This is a genomic window from Hespellia stercorisuis DSM 15480 (assembly GCF_900142165.1).
GTDB classification, from domain to species: Bacteria; Bacillota; Clostridia; order Lachnospirales; family Lachnospiraceae; genus Hespellia; species Hespellia stercorisuis.
Genome location: NZ_FQZY01000097.1, coordinates 1 through 11913, shown reverse-complemented (window position 1 = coordinate 11913; position 11913 = coordinate 1). Strand labels below are relative to the sequence as shown.

Annotated in this window: 10 protein-coding genes and 2 pseudogenes; 11 read left to right on the top strand and 1 reads right to left on the bottom strand. The window is 51.3% G+C overall.

Features of this window, described 5'->3' with window-relative positions:
• Positions 1-48 precede the first annotated feature (48 nt).
• From BUB85_RS19250 to BUB85_RS19205, 10 genes and pseudogenes are all read left to right on the top strand, one after another.
• Positions 49-348: pseudogene (locus BUB85_RS19250) on the top strand (VirD4-like conjugal transfer protein, CD1115 family); the annotation flags it as partial.
• A gap of 56 nt (positions 349-404) precedes the next feature.
• Positions 405-2255 carry a recombinase family protein gene (locus tag BUB85_RS19245; RefSeq protein ID WP_015572847.1) on the top strand — a complete coding sequence of 617 codons (1851 nt, stop codon included), beginning with the start codon at positions 405-407 and terminating at the stop codon, positions 2253-2255.
• A gap of 78 nt (positions 2256-2333) precedes the next feature.
• The gene (locus tag BUB85_RS19240) at positions 2334-2549 is read left to right on the top strand and encodes a transposon-encoded TnpW family protein (protein ID WP_002584971.1); all 216 of its coding nucleotides are present in this window, start codon (positions 2334-2336) and stop codon (positions 2547-2549) included.
• Positions 2550-2683: 134 nt separating this feature from the next.
• Positions 2684-2986, top strand: coding sequence for a hypothetical protein (locus BUB85_RS19235; RefSeq protein ID WP_002584970.1), 303 nt, complete (start codon positions 2684-2686; stop codon positions 2984-2986).
• Between the two features lie 168 nt (positions 2987-3154).
• Positions 3155-3988, top strand: coding sequence for a methyltransferase domain-containing protein (locus tag BUB85_RS19230; protein WP_002584969.1), 834 nt, complete (start codon positions 3155-3157; stop codon positions 3986-3988).
• Between the two features lie 121 nt (positions 3989-4109).
• A complete protein-coding gene (locus BUB85_RS19225; protein WP_002584968.1) occupies positions 4110-4415 on the top strand; it encodes a DUF3847 domain-containing protein in 306 nt (101 codons plus the stop codon).
• A gap of 239 nt (positions 4416-4654) precedes the next feature.
• Positions 4655-6169, top strand: a complete 1515-nt coding sequence (mobQ, locus tag BUB85_RS19220; RefSeq protein ID WP_131743550.1) for a MobQ family relaxase — start codon at positions 4655-4657, stop codon at positions 6167-6169.
• 14 nt (positions 6170-6183) lie between these two features.
• Positions 6184-8085 carry an AAA family ATPase gene (locus BUB85_RS19215; protein ID WP_002584966.1) on the top strand — a complete coding sequence of 634 codons (1902 nt, stop codon included), beginning with the start codon at positions 6184-6186 and terminating at the stop codon, positions 8083-8085.
• Positions 8086-8171: 86 nt separating this feature from the next.
• Positions 8172-9662: pseudogene (locus tag BUB85_RS19210) on the top strand (VirD4-like conjugal transfer protein, CD1115 family); the annotation flags it as partial.
• A 241-nt stretch (positions 9663-9903) separates the two neighbouring features.
• Positions 9904-10044 (top strand): Maff2 family mobile element protein, encoded by a 141-nt coding sequence (locus BUB85_RS19205; protein ID WP_002584976.1) that lies wholly within the window; start codon positions 9904-9906, stop codon positions 10042-10044.
• A gap of 142 nt (positions 10045-10186) precedes the next feature.
• Here BUB85_RS19205 and tet(40) read toward each other — a convergent pair whose 3' ends face one another.
• Positions 10187-11407: a tetracycline efflux MFS transporter Tet(40) gene (tet(40), locus tag BUB85_RS19200; RefSeq protein WP_002578914.1), complete on the bottom strand. Its 1221-nt coding sequence runs from the start codon at positions 11405-11407 to the stop codon at positions 10187-10189.
• A gap of 232 nt (positions 11408-11639) precedes the next feature.
• On the opposite strand from tet(40), the gene BUB85_RS19195 reads away from it, so the two are divergent.
• Positions 11640-11913, top strand: a 274-nt coding sequence (locus BUB85_RS19195) for a transposase (protein ID WP_073113130.1), incomplete at its 3' end; no start/stop codon positions are given.

Below are 11913 nucleotides of genomic sequence, written 5' to 3'. Positions count from 1 at the left end.
CATATTTACGTGCCATTTTGAGTACCTCCTTATTCTCTTGATTCTATCATGAAATCCTTGAGAATAAGATGTCAACTTTTTTTATACCACACCAATCTGCTCTTTGTCTATCTGTTTGACAAGATAGGCGCAGCAATACGCCTTACCCCCGGCGCAGACGCAAGCGAAAAGCTCTTGCAGCTTGGGACGGGCTTTGCCGCCGCCTTTTCCAGTATCGCGCCGAGCCTGCACCCCGCCGATCTGCTTATCGGCATTGCGGGGGCGGTCATTATCCGGCTTGCCGTTTACATGAAAGGCAAGAACGCGAAGAAGTACCGAAAAGGCATGGAATACGGTTCTGCACGTTGGAGTGCATAATTTTAAGTGTAAAGGAAGCCTATATGGACGCACAGGAGGTTATGCACATGACTGATTATAGTAAAATTACAGCCCTTTACTCCCGCCTTTCCGTGGGCGACGAGGACAGGGACGGCGGTGAGAGTAACTCGATACAGAACCAAAAAATCTTTTTGGAGAACTACGCCAGAGGGCAGCACTTAACCAATATCCGGCACTACATTGACGATGACGAAAGCGGCAGATTTTTTGACCGTTCTGCCTACTCCCGCATGATGGACGATGTAGAGAACGGGAAAATCGGTGTCTGCATTATGAAAGACCTGACACGCTGGGGGCGTGACTATCTCCAAGTCGGCAATGCGATGGAGATATTCAGACGGAACAATGTGCGCTTTATCGCAGTCAACAACGGGATAGACAGCGAAAAGCCCGATACATTGGAGTTTGCGCCCTTTATCAACATCATGTCGGAGTGGTACGCAAAGGACATCAGCAAGAAAGTAAAGACCGGCATTAAGACGAAGGGCATGAGTGGAAAGCCGATTGCCACCGAAGCCCCCTATGGCTATGTCAAATCCCCGGACAACAAGGATTTTTGGATTATCGACGAGGAAGCCGCCGGAGTTGTTCGTTTGATTTTTCGCCTGTTTCTGGACGGAAAAAACCGAAACCAAATTGCCGTATATCTCACGCAGGCGCAAATCCCAACGCCCACATTCTACATGAAAGAGCGCGGGCGGGGAACCTGTAAAAACAGGGCGCTCAATGAGGCCAACCGCTATAAGTGGAACAAAGCCACCCTGACCCATATCCTCACACGGCAGGAGTATTGCGGTGATGTTGTCAACTTCAAGACCACAAAGCACTTCCGCGACAAGCGGAACCACTATGTAGACCGGAGCCAATGGCAGATAACCGAAAATGTGCATGAGCCGATTATTGACCGCACCGACTTTGAAACCGTACAGCGGATTTTGGAAAATGCGCCCGTCAAACGCCCCAACGGGGACGGGGAAATCCACCCTTTGTCGGGCTTGCTTTTCTGTAAGGATTGCGGTGCGAAAATGCACATTCGCATAGATTATCGGAATGGCGGCAAGCGTCATGTTGCCTATTGCAGCGAGTACCACAAGGGAAAAGCCAAAAACCCCAAATGCAATTCCCCGCACATCATTGACGCGGATTTGCTCATGCAGACCATCGCGGAAGTGCTGAAGAAAATCGAGGACTATTCTATCAGCAACTGGGCGGAATTTGAAGCCTTAGTGAAAAAGAACCTTGCCATGCAGCAGACCGACAAGACCAAGAAACAGCAGAAGCGTATCCCGCAAATCACGACGCGCCTTGAACAGATTGACAAGGTGCTGAACAAGCTCTATGAGGACAACGCCCTCGGCACGATCCCGCAAGACCGCTATGAGCAAATGTCGCAGAAGTATTCAGAAGAATACTATGCGCTGAAAGCGGAGCTTGCCGAGCTGCAAGAGCAGCTATCCGCTTTTGAGAACGCGGGCGGACGGGCGCAGAAGTTTTTGAAGCTGACGGAACGCTACGCTGCCTTTACCGACCTGACCCCCGCCATTCTCAACGAGTTTATCAGCCGGATTGAAGTGCATGAGCGCGACAAGAAAAGGGCAAAACAAGCCATTCAGCACATCGGGATATATTTCAACTATATCGGCAAATTTGAGAACGAAGTGACACAGCTTACAGAGCCAACGGAGCAGGAAATCCGGCAAATGCGGGAGGAAATCGAAGAAGCCAAAAAGGAAAAGAGCCGCGCCTATCACCGGCAGTATTCAAGGGAGTACCGGGCGCGAAACCTTGAAAAGCAGCGGGAGTATGACCGTATCAAGGCGCGGGAATACCGGGCAAGGAGAAAGGCGCAGACCGCCGCCGCACAGCCCGCACAGTAAAACAGAATAACCGACAACCAAGAGGGATTTTCCGGCTACGGGAAGTCCCTCTTTTGCGCCCGGAGAAAGGAGCCGCCTATGACAGAACAGAACGGGACGCCCACCGCGCCCCGGAACCCCGACAGTATTATCACGACGCAGAGAAACGGGCAGACTATTGTTGCGGAGTTATTTTTCAATCACAGCAGCACAGAAACATTCCGCGACAAGCTGCTCAAGACGATACTTGCCGACAGTTCGTGTTTATCTGCGTCTGACGGTCAAGAGCCGGAAAAATCGGAAATCTTGCGATAACAGCCGCCCCGACGATACATTCCACGTCCGGGCGGTTTTTATCGTCAAAAACGCCGTTTTCTCCAAGTCAAGAGCCGGAGAAAACACCCGAAAAATGCCCCTATTGCGTAACAGGGGCACAGAAAGGAGTTTGCATGAGAACAGGGCTTACCAAGCAGGAAAAGACCACCGATATTTGGTTTGACGAGAAAGACCCCCTTATCCATATCCGCACCCACAACACCGCCTTGAAAAAGCGTCTGCTTGCATACAGCCGCCGTTATCCGGCGATCTGCCAGCAGACTGACGCAGACCCGGAAACGGGCTGCATGGAGTTTGACATTGAGAAAGGCCGCTTCTCTTTCCGTCTGACCGCCCCATACAGCGAGGAACGGCGGGCGGTATGCCAGAGAGAGCAACGTCGCCGACAGGCTGAAATAGAGTTGAAATGTTCATAGTTTTGTGCTATACTTTTTCTAAAAGCAGAGTAATACTGCGGAATTGATTGGAGGACAACACAATGGTTACATTTATGAGATTAAGATAAAACCGCGAGTTATGTTGCGGTTATCCGTATTGCATAACTCGCTTATTGAAGCAGAGATGTAATTACGGAGGAAAAACAAATGAATAATAATTTATCACGCTTTGCAGACAGCAAGGTTTATTTTCAATGCCCAATTTGCACAAAATCAATGGATATACAAGGCAATAGCCTAATTTGTAGACATGGACATTGCTTTGATATTTCAAGATATGGGTATGTAAATTTGTTGTTAAAATCATCGCCCAAAACCAACTACAGCAAGCGGTCTTTTGACAACCGGCACCAAATTTTGGAGTATGGCATGTATGATGTTGTGTTGGAGAAAATCATACAGTTTATTTCTGATACGCCATCTATAAGAAACATTTTAGATGTTGGTTGCGGCGAGGGTTTCTATGCAAGGCAGATACAGCAAAGAACAGAACGAAACATCTTTGCCTTTGACTTGTCAAGGGAGGCAATACAGATTGCATCAAAAAAAGACAAGCGCAAAGCAGTGAAGTGGTTTGTTACTGACTTATCAAAAATCCCTTTGAAAGACGGAAGTATGGATTGTATTTTAGACATATTTTCGCCTGCACACTACAAAGAATTTCAGCGATTGCTATCTCCTAACGGATATGTTGTGAAAGTAATTCCTACGAAAAATCATTTGAGGGAAATCAGGACTAAAGTGCAAGCACACTTGAAAAATCCAGATTATTCAAATGAGTCTGTCGTTGAATATTTTGAGAAATATCTTAAAACCATTTCAAGAGAAACGGTTTCAGCCACCGTACAGTTGTCATCAGAACAAAGAATGTCGTTTATTGAAATGACGCCGCTTCTCTTTTGCGTTGAAAAAGATTGCGTTGATTGGCGTACTCTCACACATTTGACAATCGAAGCTGATGTTTTAATAGGAATGTATTAAAGGGCGTATTGATATTTAATATTCCCATTTATTGAGCAGAACGGAGTAAACCAAACACCCTAATCAAAAGGACAGCCGAGGAAATCGACTGTCCTTTTTCTATGCCGACAGGTAGAAAGGAGTGACCACCCATGACGAAACCGAGAGAAAAAAACGCGAGGAATTGCAAGCCGAGATTGAGGACGGGAAGAAGAAAATCCGGCAGCTTGAAAATCGGGAAAAGGTGTTGCGGCAAAAGTTATCCCAAGAGGAACGCAGGACGCGCAGCCATCGGCTGATCGTCCGGGGTGCGGTCTTTGAGAGCATTGTGCCAGAAGCAAAGACCATGACCGACGAAGAAGCCGCCGCCTTTCTCCGGCTTGCCCTGACGAGCGAGGAAGCGCGGGGCTATCTGAAAAAACGCACCGAGGGCGGGAAAAGCGAATAATCCCTTTGGTACAAAGGGCGCACTTATACACCCTTACGGGTGCGTGCGCTCTGCCGAGGGCTTGTCGGCACAGAGAGAAAGCCGCTTGCTTCCCTCTCTGACCGACATTGGCGGCTTTGCCGCAACAAGGGGCTGCACCCCTTGCGCCGCTTACGCGGCTATCCCTGCACACCCACAAAAACAGTATACCCGCCTTTGGCGTCTGTACCATTTTTGCGGGTTTTCATTTTATCCGGGAGGTGATACCCATAGCCATCTATCATTGTAATATCAGCATTGTCAGCCGGGGCAAGGGCAAATCAGCCGTTGCCGCAGCCGCCTACCGAAGCGGCGAAAAGCTGACAAATGAGTGGGACGGAATGACACACGACTACACCCGCAAAGGCGGTGTTGTCCATACGGAAATTATGCTGCCACCCCACGCCCCGCCCTCTTTCTCTGACCGTTCAACCTTGTGGAACAGCGTGGAGCTTTACGAGAAAGCCGGGAACGCCCAGCTTGCCAGAGAGATTGACGCGGCGCTCCCCATAGAGTTATCCAGAGAGGAACAAATCCGACTTGTCCGGGAATACTGTTCCTCTCAATTTGTTTCCAGAGGAATGTGCGTTGATTATGCCATTCACGACACCGGCAAGGGCAATCCCCATTGTCACATCATGCTTACCATGCGCCCCCTTGACGAGCGCGGCGCATGGGCGGCAAAGTCCCAAAAGGAATATGACCTTGATGAAAACGGCGAGCGTATCCGCTTGCCAAGCGGCAGATACAAGACGCACAAAGTTGACCTGACCGGCTGGAACGACAAGGGCAACGCCCTCTTGTGGCGTAAGGCATGGGCGGATATTTCAAACGCCTACCTTGAACGAGCCGGAAGCCCGGAGCGTATCGACCACCGCAGCAACGCCGAGCGCGGCATTGGCGAGATACCCACCGTCCACATGGGCGTGGCGGCTTGCCAGATGGAGAAGAAAGGTATTGCCACCGAGAAAGGCGAACTGAACCGGAATATCCAAAAGGCAAACCGCCTTATACGGGAAATCCGAGCGCAGATTGGAAAGCTCAAAGAATGGATTGCCGACCTGTTCAAAGCGTGGGAAACCGCCCCGGAACAGCCGCAACAATCCCCCGGCCTTGCAAATCTGCTGATGAAGTATTTGAGCGTTCAGAGAGAAAAGAGCCGGAAGTATTCGCAGCGTTGGCAACAACAGCACACAGCCGATGAACTGAAAACCATAGCGGCAGCGGTCAACTATCTGACCGAGCATGGTATCTCTACCCTTGATGAGCTGGACGCAGCCCTTTCCTCTGTCAGCGAACAGGCCGACACTATCCGGGCAGGAATGAAAACCGCCGAGGAACGCATGAAGAAGCTGCAAAAGCTGATTGAATACGGGAAGAACTACACCGAGTACAAGCCCGTTCACGATGAGCTGAAAAAGCTGCAAAACGGCTGGACAAACAAGCGCGACAAGTACGAGGAAGCCCACCGCGCCGAGTTGACCCTATGGAACGCAGCAAGCCGCTATCTCCATGCAAATCTGCCGAAAGGAACAAAGACCTTGCCTATTGCGGAATGGGAACAGGAATATGCCGACCTCAAAACACAGAGGGACAGCGATTATGCCAAACTGAAAGATACCCGCGCCGATGTTTCCGAACTTCAAAAAATCCGCAAATGCGTGGATATTGCACTCCGCGCCGACCAGCCGGAGCAGACACAGACCCGCACAAAGCGGCACGACATAGACCGATGAAAGGAGTGAGTTTTTTGTACTACACCCAAGAACAGATAGACCGGGCGAACCAAGCCGACCTTGTTTTGTTCCTGCAATCGCAGGGGGAACCGCTGGAACGCGCCGGACAGGAATACCGATGGAAACGGCACGACAGCTTGACCGTCCGGGGCAACAAGTGGTATCGCCACAGCCAGAGCAAGGGCGGCGGCCCCATTGATTTTGTCATGGAGTTTTTTGGCAAGAGTTTTACCGAAGCCGTTGAACTTCTCACAGGAGAAAAGGGAGCCGCACCGCCGCCGGATAGACCAAGCTCCGCGCCCCTCTCCGACTTCCGGCTACCGCCCCGCAGCCCCGACAACCGAACAGCGAGGAACTACCTCACAGCCGCCCGCCGCATTGATGAAGATGTGACGGGCTTTTTCTTTGCCAGCGGCGATATTTACGAGGACGCAGCCCACCACAACGCCGTATTTGTGGGGCGGGACGAGGACGGAATACCGCGCTACGCCCACAGCAAGGGAACGGCGGGAAACTTCCGCCTTGATGTGAAAGGCAGCGACAAAGCCTTTAACTTCTGCTACCGGGGCGAGGGCGAAAGAGTGTTTGTCTTTGAAGCCCCCGTTGACCTGCTTTCTTTCCTCTGCCTGTTCAAAAAGGATTGGCAGAAGCAAAGCTACCTGTCATTGGGCGGCGTGGGAGAAAAAGCCCTGCTCCGCTTTCTCTCTGACCGTCCGAACATCAAGACCGTTTATCTCTGCCTTGACAGCGACGAAGCCGGAAACGACGCTTGCAGCCGCCTTGTGAAGCTCATGCCGGAGGGCTACACCGTCCACCGGCTTATCCCTCTTTTCAAGGATTGGAACGAGGTATTGCAGCACCGGGCAGAAATCACAGACGGGAAGTATTTGCGAGAAGCGGTCTACGGCTTGAAAGAGCCGCCGCAGGAAGAAACCGTTGAGATTATCCGCATGAGCGAGGTGGACACGCAGACCGTCGAATGGTTATGGGAGCCGTATATCCCCTTTGGGAAAGTAACCATTGTGCAGGGCAACCCCGGCGAGGGCAAGACCACCTTTGCCCTACGCCTTGCCGCCGCTTGTACCAACCGCAAGCCGTTCCCCCACATGGCAGTGCATGAGCCGTTCAATGTGATTTACCAGACTGCCGAGGACGGTTTGGGCGACACCATCAAGCCCCGCCTTATGGAAGCCGAAGCAGACCTTGACCGCATTCTTGTCATTGACGAGAGCAAGCAGGGGCTTTCCCTGTCCGATGAGCGCATAGAGAGAGCTATCCGACAGACCGGGGCGCGGCTGATTATCCTTGACCCCATACAGGCGTATGTGGGCGAGAAAACCGACATGAACAAGGCCAACGAGATACGCCCCATGTTCCGCCGCCTTGCCGAGATTGCCGAGCGTACCGGGTGCGCCGTTATCCTAATCGGACACCTCAACAAAGCCGCCGGAGGACAGAGCGCCTACCGGGGTTTAGGCTCCATCGACTTCCGCGCCGCAGCAAGGAGCGTCCTGCTGATCGGGCGCGTGAAACGGGAACCGAATGTGCGCGTTATCGTCCATGACAAATCTTCTCTTGCGCCGGAGGGTAAGCCCATAGCCTTTTGCCTTGACCCGGAAACGGGCTTTTCGTGGATAGGCGAGTATGACATTACCGCCGACGAGCTGCTGTCCGGCGCGGGCGGCAACACCGCCACCAAGACCGAACAGGCGGAACGGCTGATACTTGACCTGCTTGCAGACGGGAAAGAGCTTGCCAGCGAGGACCTTGTAAAGGCCGCAGCCGAAGCCGGAATATCCGAGAGGACGGTACAGAACGCCAAGCGCAACATGGGCGGTGTTTTGGGCGCAAGGCGCGTCGGCGGTCAATGGTACAACTTCATCAAGAAGAAGCAGCCGCCCGAACCCGCAAGCTGAAAACGCAAAGTGCAGACCCTTTGCGCTTTGCACTTTCGCGCTTTCGCCTTGATTGTGCGTCAATAACTCCAAATAACACTTGACAAAACGCTTCATGGGGCGGCGCGGAGGATATAAAGCCGTATATCGACCCTGTATTTGAAAATAATGTGCTGCTGACGCAGACCGAAAGGCTGATGATGAGCAGCCGCCCGAAGCAGCCGAAGTATGCAAGAAACAAAAACATTCTTGTTATCGGCGGTTCCGGCAGCGGCAAGACCCGCTTTTTCGTAAAGCCCAACCTTATGCAAATGCACAGTTCTTATGTTGTTACCGACCCGAAAGGCACCGTCTTAATCGAGTGCGGGAAGCTCTTACAGCGGGGCGGGTACAAAATCAAAGTGCTGAATACGATTAACTTCAAAAAATCCATGAAATACAATCCCTTTGCCTATCTGCGGAGCGAAAAGGATATTTTGAAGTTAGTCAATACCATTATCGCCAACACCAAAGGCGACGGGGAGAAATCCGGCGAGGATTTTTGGGTAAAAGCTGAAAAGCTCTACTATACCGCGCTTATCGGCTATATCTGGTACGAAGCCCCCGACGAGGAAAAGAACTTTACGACGCTGCTTGAAATGATAAATGCGTCGGAAGCCCGCGAGGACGACGAGGACTTTAAGAACCCGGTAGACCTCATGTTTGAACGTCTGGAAGAAAAAGACCCGGAACATTTTGCGGTCAAGCAGTACAAGAAGTACAAACTTGCGGCAGGCAAAACGGCAAAGTCAATCCTTATTTCCTGCGGCGCAAGGTTAGCCCCCTTTGACATACGGGAACTGCGCGAACTCATGGAAACCGACGAAATGGAGCTTGACACTTTGGGAGATAGAAAAACGGCATTGTTCGTTATCATCTCCGACACCGACGACACTTTCAATTTTGTTGTTTCCATTCTCTACACGCAGCTTTTCAACTTGTTATGCGACAAAGCCGACGATGTTTACGGCGGGCGGCTGCCTGTTCATGTGCGCTGCCTGTTAGATGAATTTGCGAATATCGGTCAAATCCCGAAGTTTGAAAAGCTCATAGCGACCATACGAAGCCGCGAAATATCGGCTTCTATTATTTTGCAATCACAGTCGCAGCTAAAGGCAATCTACAAGGACAACGCCGATACCATAGTCGGCAACTGCGACACGACCCTTTTCTTGGGCGGCAAGGAAAAAACGACGCTCAAAGAAATATCGGAAATCTTAGGCAAAGAAACGATTGACAGCTTCAACACTTCCGAAACCAGAGGGCGGGAGCTTTCGCATGGGCTGAACTATCAGAAGTTAGGCAAAGAGCTTATGACGCAGGACGAAATCGCGGTCATGGACGGCGGGAAATGTATCTTGCAGCTTAGAGGTGTGCGCCCGTTCTTCTCTGATAAGTACGACATCACGAAGCACCCGAAATACAAGTACCTGTCCGACGCAGACCCGAAAAACGCCTTTGACATGGAAAAGCATATCAAACGCCGCCCCGCTATCGTAAAGCCGGACGAAGTATTTGACTACTACGAAATCGACGTACAGGAGGACGCAGCACCGTAAAGGGAGGTGGTAATCTATCCGAACTGTAAACACGGGCTATATGGTACGCGCCCCTACTTGGAGCGTGGCAGGAAGCCGCAGCGTATCAACCCTTACAAAAATGACAACTGAATACCGCCGCGCCGCAGCAGTTTAAGCAGCGCGAGGACGCAGCCGCCGAACACAGGCGGCTTTTTTCATACCCAAAACCAAAAACAAACAATTTTTATCGCCGCAAAGCGGCAGAAAGTGAGGATATTATATGGCATTTTTCAACAGCGCAGTAAACGTATTGCAGACCCTTGTTATCGCTCTTGGAGCAGGCTTAGGCATTTGGGGCGTTATCAATCTTCTGGAGGGATATGGTAACGACAATCCGGGTGCGAATGCTCATGTACGGTAAAGTATCACAAGAAAATTATGTCGAATTGACAGCCGCCTCCGCTATACCGAATAAGGAAATAAAGAGTCCTCAAATTTTGCGCTACTAAATGAAGACGAGCGGAAGTAATCTCCCGCTCGTCAGTAAACTTAACTATGCCATATCAATCCCGCTTCTTTCCCGCCACCGGCACTAAGAACAGCGCGGGCAACAGCAGGAAAGCGGTACAGACCAGCCCCCAGGGTATGGACACCTGCTGGGCTACCAGCCCCACAATAGGCCCGCCGATGATCTGCCCGAAAGAGTCCAGCTGTCCGCTGGTGGAAAAGACTGTGGCGCGCATTTTCTCATCCACATGGTCGTTCATCCAGGCGGCCAGCACAGGCTCCTTGATGGTGCGCATAAGCCCCGCCAGCAGGAACACCAACAACATGAACCAAAAGCTCCGCCCCACCGCGAAGAGAACCAGGCACAGGATATACCCGGCGCTGGTGGACATGACCACACTGGTTCGGCTGACAGTCCCTTTTTTCTCCATGCGGGCGATGAGCAACTGAGAAGCCAGAATACCTAAGCCGCTGCCGATAAGACTGATAACACCGAACCAAGTGACGCTGTTCAGCGGCCCGATAACGGGTATTACCGTGTCATCCAGAAAATGAGCGGTGGAGAGCCGGTCAAAGCCTTCACTGGCAAGTCCCCCGCATAGTGTGATTGCTAAGAGCGCCAGCAACACAGGTGCGCCTTTCACAAAGCCCAGGTTGAGCTTGAACAGGCAGACAAAGTCTTTAAGCAAGCCCTGCCGTTCCTCAATAGCAGGGGAGAAGTTGGTTTCTGGCATGATGCGAACTAACACCAGCCCCAACAACAAGCACAAACTGCCCCCCAAGATGACAGGCATTTGCAGGTTTATGTTTCCCAGCAGTGTGCCCAGCACCACGCCCAGAACGCCGCCGATTTGCCCCATTTGACTGCCCCGCAGGAACACCTTGTCTATGGGTTTGTCCTCTTCCTCCGAGGCAATCCACGCCTCCAGAGCGCCGGTGATGAAGGTATCACCGCAACCCCAGACAACCTGGGCCAGCAGAACCGGCGCGAACCACGGTAGCGCACCCTCCATCAGAAAGCCCAGGCCGTAGAGGAACATTCCAATCAGCACCGAGCGCCGACGGCTATACAAATCCGCCACCACACCGGTGGGTATCTCGAACAGAAAGCAGGAGGTCTCCAGAACCGTCCCTACCAGGACAAGCTGGAAAGCATCCAGCTGCACCACCTCCAGGTGGTACACGATGGAAAGCACTGTGGACATAGAAACCGCCAGGGAAAAGACAAATCGGAACAGCAGGTAGACAGAATATGCCTTTGAATTTTTAGCAAACATGAAGTTACATTCTCCTTTACGAATCAGTGGGTTGTTTTGTGAAACAAGCCCGACTGCCGCGCAGGAAGGGCAAACTTCTCAGCCCTTTCTAACAGTGATTTTAGAAAAGGCCTCCTAAAGTGCCCAAAGCGCCGTTAAAAGACTTGTTTCTGTTTGGTGTGGTATAAAAAAAGTTGACATCTTATTCTCAAGGATTTCATGATAGAATCAAGAGAATAAGGAGGTACTCAAAATGGCACGTAAATATGACCATGAATACAAAGTACAGGCAGTTAAGTTAGCAAAAGAAATAGGTGGTGCTAAAGCTGCTAAAGAATTAGGTATCCCGGAGGGAACTATCCATACATGGCTGAAAGCAGTTAGAGCAGGCACATTGGATATTGGCGATGGTGCACATACTCCAGAAAGTGCGATGAGTCTTGCTGAGGAGCTTGCGATGCTCCGCAAACGCGTTAAGGATCAAGATAAAGAAATCCGGCGTCTGAAAGAGGAAAATGAATTTCTCG